General features: G+C 73.2%; 14 protein-coding genes. 11 read left to right on the top strand and 3 right to left on the bottom strand.

The annotated features are described in order from the left end of the window. Nucleotides 1-26: 26 nt before the first annotated feature. Both ABD993_RS23005 and ABD993_RS23000 read right to left on the bottom strand, forming a co-directional pair. Nucleotides 27-2,144, bottom strand: coding sequence for a bifunctional lysylphosphatidylglycerol flippase/synthetase MprF (locus tag ABD993_RS23005; RefSeq protein WP_345422141.1), 2,118 nt, complete (start codon nucleotides 2,142-2,144; stop codon nucleotides 27-29). A gap of 109 nt (nucleotides 2,145-2,253) precedes the next feature. Then, complete coding sequence (locus ABD993_RS23000; RefSeq protein ID WP_345422138.1) at nucleotides 2,254-2,817, bottom strand: TetR/AcrR family transcriptional regulator; 564 nt, start codon at nucleotides 2,815-2,817, stop codon at nucleotides 2,254-2,256. A gap of 81 nt (nucleotides 2,818-2,898) precedes the next feature. On the opposite strand from ABD993_RS23000, the gene ABD993_RS22995 reads away from it, so the two are divergent. Further along, nucleotides 2,899-3,786, top strand: coding sequence for an NAD-dependent epimerase/dehydratase family protein (locus ABD993_RS22995; protein WP_345422135.1), 888 nt, complete (start codon nucleotides 2,899-2,901; stop codon nucleotides 3,784-3,786). On the opposite strand, the gene ABD993_RS22990 is transcribed toward ABD993_RS22995, so the two are convergent. Further along, a complete protein-coding gene (locus ABD993_RS22990; RefSeq protein ID WP_345422132.1) occupies nucleotides 3,783-4,460 on the bottom strand; it encodes a DNA alkylation repair protein in 678 nt (225 codons plus the stop codon). The two genes, ABD993_RS22995 and ABD993_RS22990, sit on opposite strands and share 4 nt — an antisense overlap. Nucleotides 4,461-4,522: 62 nt before the next feature. Between ABD993_RS22990 and argC the strand changes: the two genes are divergently transcribed. The 10 genes from argC (at nucleotide 4,523) to tyrS (ending at nucleotide 15,005) form a co-directional block, all read left to right on the top strand. Then, nucleotides 4,523-5,542 (top strand): N-acetyl-gamma-glutamyl-phosphate reductase, encoded by a 1,020-nt coding sequence (argC, locus tag ABD993_RS22985; protein ID WP_425569112.1) that lies wholly within the window; start codon nucleotides 4,523-4,525, stop codon nucleotides 5,540-5,542. After that, a complete protein-coding gene (gene argJ / locus ABD993_RS22980) occupies nucleotides 5,539-6,696 on the top strand; it encodes a bifunctional glutamate N-acetyltransferase/amino-acid acetyltransferase ArgJ (RefSeq protein WP_345422129.1) in 1,158 nt (385 codons plus the stop codon). Before argC ends, argJ begins: the two co-directional genes overlap by 4 nt. After that, complete coding sequence (gene argB / locus ABD993_RS22975; RefSeq protein ID WP_345422126.1) at nucleotides 6,680-7,567, top strand: acetylglutamate kinase; 888 nt, start codon at nucleotides 6,680-6,682, stop codon at nucleotides 7,565-7,567. Before argJ ends, argB begins: the two co-directional genes overlap by 17 nt. Then, on the top strand, nucleotides 7,564-8,724 hold the full coding sequence (locus ABD993_RS22970) for an acetylornithine transaminase (protein ID WP_345422123.1): 1,161 nt from the start codon (nucleotides 7,564-7,566) through the stop codon (nucleotides 8,722-8,724). Before argB ends, ABD993_RS22970 begins: the two co-directional genes overlap by 4 nt. Further along, nucleotides 8,724-9,653, top strand: a complete 930-nt coding sequence (gene argF, locus ABD993_RS22965) for an ornithine carbamoyltransferase (RefSeq protein WP_345422121.1) — start codon at nucleotides 8,724-8,726, stop codon at nucleotides 9,651-9,653. The genes ABD993_RS22970 and argF overlap by 1 nt, the downstream gene beginning before the upstream one ends. Continuing rightward, nucleotides 9,650-10,183 carry an arginine repressor gene (locus tag ABD993_RS22960; RefSeq protein ID WP_345422119.1) on the top strand — a complete coding sequence of 178 codons (534 nt, stop codon included), beginning with the start codon at nucleotides 9,650-9,652 and terminating at the stop codon, nucleotides 10,181-10,183. Before argF ends, ABD993_RS22960 begins: the two co-directional genes overlap by 4 nt. Then, nucleotides 10,180-11,607: an argininosuccinate synthase gene (gene argG / locus ABD993_RS22955; RefSeq protein WP_345422116.1), complete on the top strand. Its 1,428-nt coding sequence runs from the start codon at nucleotides 10,180-10,182 to the stop codon at nucleotides 11,605-11,607. Before ABD993_RS22960 ends, argG begins: the two co-directional genes overlap by 4 nt. After that, nucleotides 11,607-13,004, top strand: coding sequence for an argininosuccinate lyase (gene argH, locus ABD993_RS22950; protein ID WP_345422114.1), 1,398 nt, complete (start codon nucleotides 11,607-11,609; stop codon nucleotides 13,002-13,004). Before argG ends, argH begins: the two co-directional genes overlap by 1 nt. Nucleotides 13,005-13,072: 68 nt before the next feature. Further along, the gene (locus ABD993_RS22945; protein WP_425569111.1) at nucleotides 13,073-13,654 is read left to right on the top strand and encodes a DNA-3-methyladenine glycosylase; all 582 of its coding nucleotides are present in this window, start codon (nucleotides 13,073-13,075) and stop codon (nucleotides 13,652-13,654) included. 70 nt (nucleotides 13,655-13,724) lie between these two features. Further along, a complete protein-coding gene (gene tyrS, locus ABD993_RS22940; protein WP_345422111.1) occupies nucleotides 13,725-15,005 on the top strand; it encodes a tyrosine--tRNA ligase in 1,281 nt (426 codons plus the stop codon). The last annotated feature ends 620 nt before the right edge of the window (nucleotides 15,006-15,625 follow it).

The following is a 15,625-nucleotide window of genomic DNA, read 5'->3' as shown; positions in this document are numbered from 1 at the left end:
GGTCCGGCGAGGCGTTTCGGGCGAACTCAGGTGCGAGCGAGGCGGACCAGCTCGCGGGCCGAGGCCTCCGGCAGGTACGCCCTGGTCAGGGCCAGGCCGATCCGGGGGAGGTCGGCCTCGTCCCGGAAGACCAGGTGCATCGGGGAGTAGCGCGGCTGGAACTTCGCCTTGAACGCGTGCAGCGAACGGAAGCCGTAGAGCGGCTCCAGCCGGGCGCCGAGGGTGTCCAGGAGCCGGTCGATGACGGCGGTGTCCCCGTCCGCGTCCGTACGGGCCAGCGGCGCGCCGGACAGCGAGACCATCGCGGCGCCCTCGTCCCGGAACGCCAGGCAGGCCGACGCGATCATGAACTCGACGACGGGTCGGAACCCGCCCTCCCGACGCCGCATGACGTCGAGGGTCCAGCCGGTCACCCGGCCGCCCTCCGCGTACACCGGCAGCCACGAGGTCACGCCCTGCACCACCCCGTCCGCGTCCTGCGCGAGCCCGACCCGCACGTGCCGGTCCAGGGCCTCGTCCACGCCGCCGAGGGTGAACCCCATCTCCGGCAGCCCCTTCTCGCCCACCCACTGCTCGGAGATCTCGCGGACCTGCGAGACCAGCGAGTACCTCTCGTCCGCCAGGGTGACCAGCCGGAACGTGATGCCCTGCTTGCCCGCCTTGTTCAGCGCCGACCGCACGTCCTGCCACGACCTGCCGCGGAACTCCAGGTCCGGCAGGTCGATCAGGGTGTCCTCGGCGACCTGCGCGGTCCGCCAGCCCGCGGCCCGCGCCGCCCGGGCGAGGCCGTCCGACGCCGAGAACACGCACGCGACCAGCCCCGCCGTCTCGCTGCGGGCGCGGAACTCGGCCAACGCCGCCACCGGGTCCGCCCCGACGGGGTCGCCGAGCCCGATCGCGACGCCCGCGTGCCGCTGCCACGCGACGAACGTCCCGCCGTCCGCGGCCAGGAACCACTGGTTGTCCGGCCAGGTGGCCATCCAGGACAACGTGCCGCCGCCGGTGGACTCCAGCAGCGCCACCGCCGTCTCCCGGTCCGTGGCCCCGCCCGCGGCCCTGCGCCGCCGCCGGGACGGCACCCGCCACGCGCGCCGCCCGACGACGAGCACCACGAACAGCACGGTGTAGGCGAGCCGGTCCGCCGCGAAGATCCCCGCCGGTTCACCGAGCTCGACGGTCCCGCCCCCGATCGCGACGGCCACGGCGGCCACCAGCACGGCCAGCCCGACGAACAGGTTCAGGCCCGCCCAACCGACCACCCACCGCCACGCGACGCGGTGTCCCCTGCGCAGCCCGTTCACCGCCAGCGCGGTCACCACGAGGCTGATCACGACGTCCAGCCAGGAGCTCTGGTCGTCCCCGGTCTCGCCGAGCGGACCGTCGTTGGGCAGCACGACGCTCAGCACCGAGCCCGCGGTCAGCAGCACGAGCACGAACACCGCCAGCAGCCGCCACTCGCGCCTGCTCGGCGGCCCGGGTGGCGCCAACCCCAGCCGCCCGCGGACCAGCCGCGGGCCGACCGCGAGCGCCAGCCCCACCGCGACCAGGTGCTCCAGGTCCGCGAGCGAGCCGAGGTACACGGCGCTGGCCAGCACGTACAGGCCCAGCATGAGGCGCAGCCGTAGCCGCCACGGCGGGCGGAGCACCGCGCTGGTCACGGCGGCGGCGGCGAGGGAGCCCGCCGAGAACCCGACGTCGAGCAGCGTGGCGGTGCGGTCCGCCCAGGCCCAGCCGTGGCCGCGCACGAGGACCAGGAAACCGAGCGCGGCGAGGATGCCGACCAGCTGACCGACGATCGCCGCGGTCGCGGCGATCCGGGTTCCCAGGCGCCACTCCGCCCACCCGACCAGCAGCGCGAAGCTGCCGGTCATGGCCAGGTAGAACACCGGGACCACGGCGAAGAACGGGCCGGACAACAGCGTCCACCAGCGGCCCGCCTCCAGCGAGGGCACCCCGTACGCGACGTACGGGTACCAACCGGCGTCCTCGGCGGCCCGCCAGAACGACCCGGTGACGAGGGCGAGCACGATCATCGCCGCCACGACCGCGGAGGTGAAGGGCAGCCTGGTCCGCAGGACCCGGACGGTCGCCGACACCCGGCCCGGCGCGCGGGCCTCCGTTCGCGTCGTGGTGTCCTCGGTCATGCGCACCTCCTGCAGGCCGACCCAGGGTGGGCGTACCCGGGTGCCGTCACCAGGGCTGTTCGGGCGAACCGCCCCACCGTTACGGTCACCCCGCGATCACGGCGGGCACCTACTGCACCAGGGCGACGAGCTCGGCGAACACCACGGCCTGGATCGTGTCGATCGAGCGCTCCTCGCCCTCGGCTATCCAGGTCGCGAACGACACCTCGAACACGAGGGTCCCCACGCGGGCCGCGAGCGTCGCGGCGGGCTCGGCCACCCCCCGCTCGCGCAGCAGGTCCCGCAGCGCGTCCGCCAGGCCGACCATCTTGTGCAGCTCGCGCTCCTGCAGTGCCGGGTTCGCGTCGATGACGGTCTGGCGCCTGCGGGAGTGCGGGCGGCGCTCGTCGCCGAAGAAGCCCGCGGCCGAGCCCAGCGCGGCCCGGACCACCTCCAGCGGCGCCGCGTCCCCGGGCGTCGCGCGGGCTCCCTCGAGGAAGCCCGCGACGAACAGCTGCTGGCCGTGGAACAGCACCTCGCGCTTGTCGGCGAAGTGGCGGAAGAAGGTGCGCTCGGTCAGCCCGACCGACTGGGCGATCTCCGCCGCGGTGGTCTGTTCGTAGCCCCGGGTGGCGAAGAGCTCCAACGCCGCGGCCTGCAGCCGTTCCGGGGTGCCGGGCTCCCATCGGACCATGGCCCCACACTAGTGATGGCGGTGACTGACATCCAGGCGTAGGGTGATGTCAGTAACCGACATCATCACGTGGAGGACATCATGTGCGTCTTCGTCACCGGGGCCTCGGGCTGGATCGGCTCCGCCGCCGTCACCGAGCTGCTCGCGGCCGGGCACGAGGTCACCGGCCTGGCCAGGTCGGACGCCGCCGCCACGGCTCTGGCCGAGCAGGGGGTGCGGGTCCGGCGGGGCGACCTGGACGACCTCGCCGGGCTGCGTTCGGGCGCCGCCGAGGCCGAGGCGGTGCTGCACCTGGCCAACAAGCACGACTGGTCGGACGTGGCGGCGTCCAACGCCGCCGAGCGGGCCGCCGTCGAGACCTTCGGCGAGGTCCTGGCCGGGTCCGGGCGCCCGCTCCTGATCGCCTCGGGTGTGGCCGCGCTCGCCCCCGACCGGCCCGCCGCCGAGACCGACCCCTCACGGGCCCATGGCCCCGCGTCGCCGCGCGGGGGCGCCGAGAACCTCGCGCTGGAGTTCGTGGAGCGCGGCGTGCACAGCGTCGCGCTGCGGTTCGCGCCGACCGTCCACGGCGCGGGCGACCACGGGTTCGTCTCCTACCTCACGGCCGTGGCCAGGGGGAAGGGCGTCTCCGGCTACGTCGGGGAGGGCGCGAACCGCTGGTCGGCGGTCCACCGGTCCGACGCGGCACGGCTCGTCGCGCTGGCGCTGGCCAAGGCGCCCGCGGGTGCCCGCGTCCACGCCGCCGCCGAGGAGGGGGTGAGCACCCGCGCGATCGCCGAGGCGATCGGCCGCGCCCACGGCCTCCCGGTCCGCTCGATCGACCCGGACGACGCCGTGGCCCACTTCGGCTTCATCGGCGGGTTCTTCGGCATGGAGATGTCCGCGACGAGCACCGCCACCCGTGAGCTCCTGGGCTGGCACCCCACCGGCCCCACCCTGATCGAGGACATCGACGCGGGCGCGTACTAGAGGTGCTTGAGGGCCTCGCGGCGGGAGAGCGGGGAGAGGTCGGGGTGGGCCTCGACGAACTCCCGCACCCATAGCGGGTCGGTGCGGGCGTGCTGGCGCAGCGCCCACCCGATGCCCTTGCGCAGGAAGAAGTCCTCGTCCTTCCGGCTCGCCTCGATGGCGTCCGCGAGCAGGCCCGTGTCCGTGGCCTCCTTGGACTGCAGCTGGCAGATGATGGAGGCCCGGCGCAGCCACGGGTCGGGGTCGGTGGCCCACCGCCGCATCACCGGCACGACCCGGTCCGGGTCCGCCCGGACCAGGGCCCCGACGAGCCGGGAGGCGATCTCGTCCACGTGGTCCCACCACGCCCCGGACACCACCCAGTGCCGGTAGCGGGGCAGCCAGTCCGCGTCCGGCCACCGGGCGTAGGACCGGTACCCGACGAGCGCGGTGGCGAGGTAGCGCTCCTCGCGGAACTCCGCGCCGTCCCACAGCGCCTCCGCGACGGCGGCCAGCACGCCCGGGGTCGCCGGGGGGTCCTCGGCGACGCACTCGCGCAGGATCCGGGCCCGGACCGGTTGGGGCACACCGCGGAAGGGCATGTCCGACTTCATGTACGCCTGCATGGCGGGCGCCTGCTCGGGATCGGCGGCCTGCGCCAACGCGGACCGCAGCGCGGTCACCAGCGAGGTCATGGGGCGAGGGTAAACCGGGAATCCCTTTGCATGAGCTTCCACGACTCTGCATAATCATCCGCGTGGTACGGATCGCGGTCGCAGGAGCGAGTGGCTATGCCGGGGGAGAGCTGTTGCGGCTCCTCCTGGCCCATCCCGACGTGGAGATCGGCGCGTTGACCGCCGGTGGCAACGCCGGCCGACGACTCGGGGAGTTCCAGCCCCACCTCCCCCCGCTGGCGGACCGCGTGCTGGGCGAGAGCACGGCGGAGGTACTCGGCGGGCACGACGTCGTGTTCCTGGCGCTGCCGCACGGGAAGTCGGCGGAGATCGCGGCGCAGCTCGGGGAGGACACCCTCGTCGTCGACTGCGGCGCGGACCACCGGCTGCAGGACTCGGCGGCCTGGGACCGCTGGTACGGCGGCGAGCACGCCGGGCACTGGCCGTACGGCCTGCCCGAGCTCCCCGGCGCCCGGGACGCGCTGCGGGGCACCACCCGGGTGGCCGTCCCCGGCTGCTTCCCGACGGTCTCGTCCCTCGCCCTGGCACCCGCCCTCGCGGCCGGGATCGTGGAACCGTCCGTGGTGATCACGGCGGTCACCGGAACCTCCGGTGCGGGCAAGTCGCTCAAGCCGCACCTGCTCGGCGCGGAGGTCATGGGCTCGCTGTCCGCGTACGGGGTGGGGGGAACCCACCGGCACACGCCGGAGATCGCGCAGAACCTGTCGGGGGTGTCCGGTAGGCCGGTCAGCGTGAGCTTCACCCCCGTCCTCGCGCCCCTGCCCAGGGGCATCCTCGCCACCTGCACCGCGCCCCTGACCGGGGACGGTGCCGATGCCCGCGAGGTCTACGACAAGGCGTACGCCGCCGAGCCCTTCGTGTACCTGTTGCCGGAGGGCCGGTGGCCCACCACGAAGGCGACCACGGGCTCGAACACCGTGCACCTGCAGGTCGCCGTGGACGCGGACGCCCGGCGGCTGGTCGTCGTCGCGGCGATCGACAACCTGGCCAAGGGCACCGCGGGCGGGGCCGTCCAGTGCATGAACCTCGCCCTCGGTCTCCCCGAGACCACGGGCCTTCCGCAGACGGGGATCGCGCCGTGAGCCTCACCCATCCCCAGGGCTTCCGGGCCACCGGCATCACCGCCGGACTGAAGGTCTCCGGCAAGCCGGACCTCGCGCTCGTCGTGAACGACGGGCCGTCGGACACCGCCGCCGCGGTGTTCACCCGCAACAAGGTCAAGGCGGCACCCGTCCTCTGGTCGCAGCAGGTCCTCGCCGCGGGGAGCCTGCGGGCGGTCGTGCTCAACTCCGGCGGGGCGAACGCGTGCACCGGCCCCGAGGGCTTCCAGACCGCGCACGCCACCGCGGAGAAGGCCGCCGAGGTGCTGGGGTTCGGCGCGATCGACGTCGCGCTCTGCTCCACCGGGCTGATCGGCGCCCAGCTCCCGCGGGACGTGCTGCTCGCCGGGGTGGAGAAGGCGGCCGGGTCGTTGGAGTCCACGCCCGAGGCCGGGCTGGCCGCGGCGACCGCGATCATGACCACGGACACCGTGGCCAAGCAGGCGCTGGCCGAGCGCGAGGGCTGGTCCGTCGGCGGGATCACCAAGGGCGCCGGGATGATCGCGCCCTCGATGGCCACGATGCTCTCGGTCCTCACCACGGACGCGGAGGCCACGTCGGAGACCCTCGAGGCGGCCCTGCGGGCCGCGGTGCGGGTGAGCTTCGACCGACTGGACGTCGACGGCTCGATGTCCACGAACGACACCGTGATCGTGCTGGCCTCCGGCGCCTCGGGGATCACCCCCACGGAGCAGGAGCTGGCCGCGGCGTTCACCGAGGTCGCGAAGGACCTGGCGAAGCAGATGCAGGCGGACGCCGAGGGCGTGACCAAGCGGGTCACGGTCCGGGTCACCGGTGCCGCGTCGGAGGAGGACGCGGTGACCGTCGCGCGGACCGTCGCGCGGGACTCGCTGGTCAAGACCGCGTTGTTCGGCTCGGACCCCAACTGGGGCCGGGTCGCCGCGGCCGCGGGCTACGCCGATGCCGAGCTCGACCCGGAGAAGCTGGACGTCACGATCAACGGCGTGTTGCTCTGCTCCGGCGGGGTGGCCGCGGGGGACCGCTCGCTGGCGGACCTGTCCGGTGAGGACATCCTCGTCGAGGTCGCGCTCGGGCTCGGCGGCGGCGAGGCGGAGATCCTCACCACCGACCTGTCGCACGCCTACGTGGAGGAGAACAGTGCCTACTCCTCTTAGGATCCAGCGCGCGGGTGAGAAGGCGGCTGTCCTGGCCGAGGCCCTGCCCTATCTGCAGCGCTTCCACGGGAAGATCGTCGTGGTCAAGTACGGCGGCAACGCCATGATCGACGACGAGCTCAAGCAGGCCTTCGCCCAGGACATGATGTTCCTGCGGCTCGCGGGCATCCACCCGGTCGTCGTGCACGGCGGTGGCCCGCAGATCAGCGCGATGCTCACGCGGCTCGGCCTGCCGGGGGAGTTCCGGGGCGGGCTGCGCGTCACCACCCCGGAGACGATCGATGTCGTCCGGATGGTGCTGGTCGGGCAGGTCGGGCGCGAGCTGGTCGGCCTGATCAACCAGCACGGGCCGTACGCCGTGGGCCTGTCCGGGGAGGACGCCGGGCTCTTCCGCGCGGAGAGGCGCACCGCGCTCGTCGGCGGCGAGGAGGTCGACATCGGCCTGGTGGGAGACGTCGTCGAGGTCAGCCCGGCCGCCGTGCTGGACATCGTGGCGGCGGGCCGGATCCCGGTGGTCGCCGGCGTCGCGCCGGACGGCGCGGGCCAGGTCTACAACATCAACGCCGACAGCGCGGCCGCCGCGCTGGCGGCCGCGCTCGGCGCCGCGAAGCTCGTGGTGCTCACGGACGTCGAGGGCCTCTACGCGGACTACCCGGACCCCGAGTCGATCATCTCGGAGCTGACCGCCGCCGAGCTGGAGCCGATGCTCCCGCAGCTCGAGAGCGGGATGGCGCCGAAGATGGAGGCCTGCCTGCGGGCGGTCACGGGCGGGGTCCCGCAGGCGCACGTGATCGACGGGCGGGTGCCGCACTCGGTGCTGCTCGAAGTGTTCACCTCCGAAGGTGTCGGAACGATGGTGGTCCCCTCATGACCGAGTACGCCGCGCGGTGGCAGTCCGCGCTCATGAACAACTACGGCACCCCGCCGCTCACCCTGGTGCGCGGCGAGGGCGCGCGGGTGTGGGACGACGCGGGCAAGGAGTACCTCGACCTGCTGGGTGGGATCGCGGTGAACTCCCTGGGCCACGCCCACCCGGCGATCGTCGAGGCGGTGACCCGGCAGATCTCCACTCTCGGGCACACCTCGAACCTCTACATCACCGAGCCGCCCGTGCAGCTCGCCGAGCGGCTCACCGCGCTGCTGGGCCAGGACAGCGCGCGGGTGCTGTTCTCGAACTCGGGTGCGGAGGCGAACGAGACCGCGTTCAAGATCGCGCGGCGCACCGGCCGCCCGAAGATCATCGCGTGTGAGAACGCCTTCCACGGCCGCACCATGGGCTCGCTCGCGCTGACCGGACAGCCCGCCAAGCGCACGCCGTTCGAGCCGATGCCCCCCGGCGTCGAGCACATCCCGTTCGGGGACGTGGCCGCCCTCGAGGCCGCGGTGGACGAGACCACCGCCGCGGTCTTCCTGGAGCCGATCCTCGGCGAGGCAGGGGTCATCGTGCCCCCGGAGGGCTACCTCGCCGCGGCCCGCGAGATCACCGCCGCGAAGGGCGCGCTCCTCGTCCTGGACGAGGTGCAGACCGGCATCGGGCGCACCGGCGCGTGGTTCGCCCACCAGACCGTCGGGATCGTGCCGGACGTCGTCACGCTGGCGAAGGGGCTCGGCGGCGGACTGCCGATCGGGGCCTGCATCGGGATCGGGGCGGCCGCGAGCCTGCTCGAGCCCGGCCAGCACGGGACCACGTTCGGCGGCAACCCGGTCAGCTGCGCCGCCGCGCTCGCGGTGCTCGCCACGATCGAGAACGACAACCTGCTGGAGCACGTCACGAGCCTCGGCAAGGAGATCCGCGCGGGTCTCGAGGGGATGCCGCTGGTCACGGACGTGTCCGGAGCGGGCCTGCACATCGGGGTCGGACTGGCGGAGGCGAAGTCGGCCGCGGTGCTGGCCGCCGCCCGCGAGGCCGGCTACCTGATCAACAACCCGACGCCGGACCGGCTGCGGCTCGCCCCGCCGCTCGTCCTCACCACGGAGCAGGCGCACGGTTTCCTGACGGACCTGCCGGGGATCCTGGGGAGCGTGTGATGGTCCGCCACTTCCTCCGAGACGACGATCTCTCCGCGGCCGAGCAGGCCGAGGTGCTGGCGCTGGCCGCCGAGCTGAAGGCGGACCGGTTCGCCGCGCGCCCCTTGGAGGGCCCCCGCCCGGTCGCGGTGGTGTTCGACAAGGCGTCGACCAGGACCAGGGTCTCGTTCGAGGTGGGCATCACCCAGCTCGGCGGGCAGCCGGTGATCCTCGACTCCGGGAGCAGCCAGCTCGGCCGCGGCGAGACGATCGGCGACACCGCCCGGGTGCTGTCCCGGTTCGTGGACGCGATCGTCTGGCGCACCGCGGGTCAGAGCCGCATCGAGGAGATGGCGGCGGCCGCGAGCGTCCCGGTGGTCAACGCCCTGACCGACGAGTTCCACCCCTGCCAGGTGCTGGCCGACCTGCAGACGATCCGCGAGCGCTTCGGGCACACCGCGGGCCTGACCCTGACCTACCTCGGCGACGGCGCGAACAACATGGCCCACTCGCTGCTGATCGGCGGGACCGTGGCCGGCATGCGCGTGCGCATCAGCGCACCCCCGGGGTTCCAGCCGGACTCGGACGTGGTCAAGACCGCGGCCGAGCACGGCGCGCGCACCGGCGGCTCGGCCGAGCTGGTCCCGGACCCGCAGGCCGCGGCCGAGGGCGCGGACGTGCTCGTCACCGACACCTGGGTCTCGATGGGCCAGGAGGCGGACGGGCTGGACCGCGTGGCGCCGTTTCGGCCCCACCAGATCAACGCGGACCTGGTGGCCAGGGCGAACACCGGCGCGATCGTCCTGCACTGTCTGCCCGCGCACCGCGGGGACGAGATCACCGACGAGGTCCTGGACGGCCCGGCGAGCGCGGTCTGGGACGAGGCGGAGAACCGGCTCCACGCGCAGAAGGCGCTCCTGGCGTGGCTGCTGGACCCCCGACGGGCATGACGGCCTCGACCAGGGCGGCCCGCCAGGGCCTGATCATCGAGCTCGTGTCGCGCCACACGGTGCGCAGCCAGAGCGAGCTGCTCGGCCTGCTGGTCGAGGCCGGCATCGAGACCACCCAGGCCACGTTGTCGCGTGACCTGGACGAGCTGGGCGCGGTCAAGCTGCGCGGTGCGGACGGGGGCACCCCCGCCTACGTCATCCCCGAGGACGGCAGCCCCGTCCGGGGTGTGGAGGGCGGCACCAGCAGGCTCGAGCGGCTGCTGTCCGAGCTGCTCGTCTCGGTGGACTCCACCGGGAACCTGGCGGTCCTGCGCACCCCGCCGGGCGCCGCGCACTACCTTGCGAGTGCACTCGACCGCGCGGCGCTGAGCGTCGTCGTCGGCACGATCGCGGGGGACGACACGGTCTTCGTGGCCGCCCGCGAGCCGCTCACCGGCGCCGAGCTCGCCCACCACCTGCAACACCTGCACCGCCCCGACCGCAGCCATCCCGACGGCATCGAACTCAAGCGAGGAGCACCCCACCCGTGAGCAAGGTCCTGACCTCCCTCCCGAAGGGCGAGCGCATCGGCATCGCCTTCTCCGGGGGCCTCGACACCTCCGTGGCGGTCGCCTGGATGCGCGACAAGGGCGGGATCCCGTGCACCTACACCGCCGACCTCGGCCAGTACGACGAGGCGGACATCTCCGGAGTGCCCACGCGCGCCAAGCAGTACGGCGCCGAGATCGCCCGCGCGGTCGACATCAAGCCGCAGCTCGTCGAGGAGGGCCTGGCCGCGCTGGCCTGCGGTGCCTTCCACATCCGCTCCGGCGGTCGCACGTACTTCAACACCACCCCGCTGGGCCGGGCCGTCACGGGGACGCTGCTCGTCCGCGCGATGCAGGCGGACGACGTCAACATCTGGGGGGACGGCTCCACCTTCAAGGGCAACGACATCGAGCGGTTCTACCGCTACGGCCTGCTCGCCAACCCGGAGCTGCGGATCTACAAGCCCTGGCTGGACGCGGACTTCGTCTCCGAGCTGGGCGGCCGGGACGAGATGTCCAAGTGGCTCACCGCGCACGGCCTGCCCTACCGGGACTCCGCCGAGAAGGCGTACTCGACGGACGCGAACATCTGGGGCGCCACGCACGAGGCCAAGACCCTCGAGCACCTGGACGTGTCCCTGGAGACCATCGAGCCGATCATGGGCGTGAAGTTCTGGGACCCGTCGGTCGCGATCGAGTCCGAGGACGTCGCGGTCTCCTTCGAGGCCGGGGTGCCCGTCGCGATCAACGGGAGGCGCTTCGACTCGGCCGTCGCGCTCGTGCTGGAGGCCAACGCCATCGGCGGGCGCCACGGGCTGGGCATGTCGGACCAGATCGAGAACCGGATCATCGAGGCCAAGTCGCGCGGCATCTACGAGGCGCCCGGGATGGCGCTGCTGTTCGCCGCCTACGAGCGGCTCGTCAACGCCATCCACAACGAGGACACGGTCGCGAACTACCACAACGAGGGCCGCAAGCTGGGCAGGCTGCTCTACGAGGGCCGCTGGCTGGACCCGCAGGCGCTGATGGTGCGGGAGTCCATCCAGCGCTGGATCGCCTCGCTGGTCACCGGCACCGTCACGCTGCGCCTGCGGCGGGGGGACGACTACACGATCCTGGACACCCAGGGCAGCGGCTTCTCCTACCACCCGGACCGGCTGTCGATGGAGCGCGTCGAGAACGCCGCCTTCGGCCCCACGGACCGGATCGGCCAGCTCACCATGCGCAACCTCGACATCGCGGACTCGCGGGCCAAGCTGGAGGCCTACGCGGGCCAGCCGCAGGAGCAGGGCACGGTCCTCGTCGAGCACGGCACGCTGTTCGGTGAGCTGCCGTCGGGCGGGTTCGACCGGATCGCGGCGGCGGACGTCGAGCGGGACTCGGAGTCCTCGCTGGACGCGGCGGCGCTGGAAGCGGGGACCGACTGATGGCGCTGTGGGGCGGCCGGTTCCAGGGCGGCCCGGCGGACGCGCTCGCCGCGTTGAGCAAGTCCACCCAGTTCGACTGGCGCCTCGCGCCGTACGACATCCGCGGCTCCAAGGCGCACGCCCGGGTGCTGCACCGGGCCGGCCTGCTCAGCGACACCGAGCTGGACGGCATGCTCGCGGCGCTGACGAAGCTGGAGGCGGACGTCCTCGCCGAGAGCTTCCTGCCCGCCCAGGAGGACGAGGACGTCCACTCCGCCCTGGAGCGCGGCCTGATCGAGCGGGCCGGGCCCGAGCTGGGCGGCAAGCTCCGCGCGGGCCGCTCCCGCAACGACCAGGTCGCCACCCTGTTCCGGATGTGGCTGCGCGATGCGGCGCGGCGGATCGGGGCCGGGGTGCTGGACGTCGTGGACGCGCTGGTCACGCAGGCCACGGCGTACCCCCACGCGCCGATGCCCGGCCGCACCCACCTCCAGCACGCGCAGCCGGTGCTGCTGTCGCATCAGCTGGGAGCACACGCGCAGGCCCTGGTCCGAGACGTCGAGCGGCTGCGGGACTGGGACCGGCGCGCGGCGGTCTCGCCCTACGGGTCGGGTGCGCTGGCCGGGTCGTCGCTGGGCCTGGACCCCGAGGCCGTGGCCGCGGAGCTGGGCTTCGACTCCTCCGCCGAGAACTCGATCGACGGGACCGCCGCCCGGGACTTCGCCGCCGAGGCCGCGTTCGTGCTGGCGATGGTCGCGGTGGACCTCTCGCGGCTGTCCGAGGAGATCATCCTCTGGGCCACCGCGGAGTTCTCCTACGTCACGCTGGACGACGCCTTCTCCACGGGCAGCTCGATCATGCCGCAGAAGAAGAACCCGGACGTCGCGGAGCTGGCGCGCGGCAAGGCGGGCAGGCTGATCGGCAACCTCACCGGCCTGATGGCCACGCTCAAGGGCCTCCCGCTCGCCTACAACCGGGACCTGCAGGAGGACAAGGAGCCGCTGTTCGACTCCGCCGAGCAGCTGGAGGTCCTGCTGCCCGCGGTGTCGGGGATGGTCGAGACGCTGGTCTTCCACACCGACCGGCTCGCCGAGCTCGCCCCGGCGGGCTTCACCCTCGCCACGGACATCGCCGAGTGGCTGGTGCGCCAGGGCGTCCCGTTCCGGGTGGCGCACGAGGCCGCCGGTGGCTGTGTGCGCGCGGCGGAGTCCCGCGGGGTCGGGCTGGAGGACCTGTCGGACGCCGAGCTCGCCGGGGTGCACCCCGCCCTGACCCCGGCGGTGCGCGAGGTGCTGACCGTCGAGGGCTCGATCGCGAGCCGGGACGCCCGGGGTGGCACCGCGCGGGTCCGCGTCGAGGAACAGCTGGACCGGCTCCGTCTGACGAGTGCGGACCACCGAGCCTGGACCACCGCCTGACACCGGCCGGAGCGGACGCGGGCGGGACTGGGCGGGCACTCGCGCGGGCCGAGCTCGCCGGAGACGTGGTGCCCGCCGCCCGTCGGCTGCTCGGCTGCACGGTCGAGGCGGACACGCCGGACGGCACGGTCGCCGTCGAGCTGGTCGAGGTGGAGGCCTACCGCGGGTCGGACGATCCGGCGTCGCACAGCTACCGGGGTAGGACCCCGCGCAACGCGGTCATGTTCGGTCCGGCGGGACACCTCTACGTCTACTTCGTCTACGGGATGCACTTCTGCGCCAACGTGTCCTGCCTCGGAGACGGCGAGGCGGGCGCGGTCCTGCTGCGGGCGGGCCGGGTGGTGTCGGACGTGGGCGTCGCGCGGGTCCGCAGGCCCACCGCGCGCACGGACGCGGAGCTGGCGCGGGGCCCCGCCCGGCTCGCCGCACTGCTCGGGCTGGGCCGTGGGCACAACGGTCTCGACGTGATCTCGGGGGACTCGCCCGTCCGCATCACGGCGGGTGACCCCGTTGCGCCGGAACGGATCCGGTCCGGCCCGCGGGTCGGTGTGGCCGCCGCGCACGAGCTCCCGTGGCGGTTCTGGATCGACGGCGCACCCGAGGTCAGCCCGTACCGCAGGCACCGACCCCGGGCCCGCAGCACGACCTGAGCGGGTGGGGACCGGCCCCGGGCCCGGGGCCTCGGGGCGGGACCGCCGCCGGGTCGGGGAGAATCGCGGCGTGAGCATCCTCGACGAGCTGGAGTGGCGCGGCCTGATCGCGCAGAGCACGGACCTCGACGCCCTGCGCAAGGACCTCGGGGGACCGGAGCCGCTCACGCTCTACTGCGGGTTCGACCCCACGGCGTCGAGCCTGCACGCCGGCCACCTCATCCCGCTGCTCACCCTGCGGCGGTTCCAGGAGGCGGGGGCGCGGCCGATCGTCCTCGCGGGCGGCGCGACCGGACAGATCGGCGACCCCCGGGACGTGGGGGAGCGGTCGATGCAGAGCGTGGACACCGTCGTCGAGTGGGCGGCGAGGATTCGCGGCCAGCTGGAGCGGTTCGTCGCCTTCGACGACACGCCCACGGGCGCGGTCGTCGCGAACAACCTGGACTGGACCGGAGGCCAGGGGGTGCTGGAGTTCCTGCGGGATGTCGGCAAGCACTTCTCGGTCAACGTCATGCTCGCCCGGGACACGGTCAAACGCAGGCTCGCCGCGGACGGGCTGTCCTACACCGAGTTCAGCTACCTGCTGCTGCAGTCCCAGGACTACCTCGAGCTGTTCCGCCGGTACGGCTGCAGGCTGCAGATCGGCGGCTCCGACCAGTGGGGCAACATCGTCGGGGGGACGGACCTCGTCCGCCGCGTCGAGGGGGCGTCGACGCACGCGCTGACGCTGCCGCTGGTCACGGACTCCGAGGGCCGCAAGTTCGGCAAGTCCACGGGGGGCGGCAACATCTGGCTCGACCCCGAGCTGACCTCGCCGTACGCCTGGTACCAGTACTTCGTGAACGTCGCGGACGCGGACGTGGGCCGGTACCTGCGGATGTTCACCTTCCTGTCGCGGGAGGAGATCGAGGCGCTGGAGGCGGACACCGCGGAGCGCCCACACCTGCGGGCGGCCCAGAAGCGGCTGGCCGCCGAGCTGACCACGCTGGTCCACGGGCAGCACCAGACCGACCAGGTGATCGCGGCGTCGTCGGCGCTGTTCGGGCGCGGGGAGCTCGGTGAGCTGGACGCGGGCACCCTCACCGCGGCGATGGCCGAGGTGCCGACCACCGAGGTGGGCCCGGCTGCGGGCGCGGACTCGCCCACGATCGTCGACCTGCTCGTCGCCACCGGTCTCGTCGAGTCCAGGGGCGCCGCGCGGCGTGCGGTCAAGGAGGGCGGCGCGTACGTGAACAACACCAAGGTCCCGGACGAGGAGTGGCGGCCCTCGGGCGCGGACGTCCTCGCCGGGGGATGGCTGGTGCTGCGGCGGGGCAAGCGGAACCTCGCGGGAGTGCGCGTCACGACCTGAGGTCGTCGAGATCACAGTGCTGTCGTTCCGGGCCGGCGACCCCTTCCGAGGGGGCACCGGGCCCTCGTCGCTCCCGGGTCGGGCGCCCCGGCGAGCCCGCGCGGCCGCGGAGGGGGGCGGGGAACGCCTCGCGCCCGTCCTTCTCTCGAACCCGTGCTGACCTGCGGGAACACTCAGAACGACCCCCCGGTTTCAGGCCCTCCGAAGCGTGTGTGTAACTTTCTCCTCGTCGCCACGGCGGTCAGCACGACAGACCGGGACGGAATCTCCGGCCCAGAGTCAGACCGCAGACGGCGACGACAATCGGTTCACACCGACCCGCGAGGGGCGATGAGGATCGGCGCGGGACCCCGGCGCTTGACCAGGCCGGTGGAGTCGCGTAAGATAAGAAAGTTGCCTCCGGCCGATTCGGCCGGGTAGGGTAACGGCAGACGACGCCCCCGAGCGCGAATCCCTCGAGATTCGGTGACGGTGTGCGGGTGTCTTTTGAGAACTCAACAGTGTGTCGAGCTATTTTTTCTTGTTCTGGCGGTTTGTGCCAGTTCATTTTGTGGGCTCTGCTCCGATCCCGTCGGGGAGAGTCTGCCAGTTGGAGCCAGATTTTGTTGGAGAGTTTGATC

It is taken from the genome of Pseudonocardia xishanensis (assembly GCF_039541715.1).
In the GTDB taxonomy this organism is placed as follows: Bacteria; Actinomycetota; Actinomycetes; order Mycobacteriales; family Pseudonocardiaceae; genus Pseudonocardia; species Pseudonocardia xishanensis.
This window is presented reverse-complemented; position numbering and strand designations above follow the sequence as displayed.

What these genes read in the sequence shown, in the direction of transcription:
- ABD993_RS23005 (WP_345422141.1), bottom strand. Translation starts at nt 2,144, where the DNA reads ATGACCGAGGACACCACGACGCGAACGGAGGCCCGCGCGCCGGGCCGG.
- ABD993_RS23000 (WP_345422138.1), bottom strand. Translation starts at nt 2,817, where the DNA reads ATGGTCCGATGGGAGCCCGGCACCCCGGAACGGCTGCAGGCCGCGGCG.
- ABD993_RS22995 (WP_345422135.1), top strand. Translation starts at nt 2,899, where the DNA reads ATGTGCGTCTTCGTCACCGGGGCCTCGGGCTGGATCGGCTCCGCCGCC.
- ABD993_RS22990 (WP_345422132.1), bottom strand. Translation starts at nt 4,460, where the DNA reads ATGACCTCGCTGGTGACCGCGCTGCGGTCCGCGTTGGCGCAGGCCGCC.
- ABD993_RS22970 (WP_345422123.1), top strand. Translation starts at nt 7,564, where the DNA reads ATGACCGAGTACGCCGCGCGGTGGCAGTCCGCGCTCATGAACAACTAC.
- argF (WP_345422121.1), top strand. Translation starts at nt 8,724, where the DNA reads ATGGTCCGCCACTTCCTCCGAGACGACGATCTCTCCGCGGCCGAGCAG.
- ABD993_RS22960 (WP_345422119.1), top strand. Translation starts at nt 9,650, where the DNA reads ATGACGGCCTCGACCAGGGCGGCCCGCCAGGGCCTGATCATCGAGCTC.
- argH (WP_345422114.1), top strand. Translation starts at nt 11,607, where the DNA reads ATGGCGCTGTGGGGCGGCCGGTTCCAGGGCGGCCCGGCGGACGCGCTC.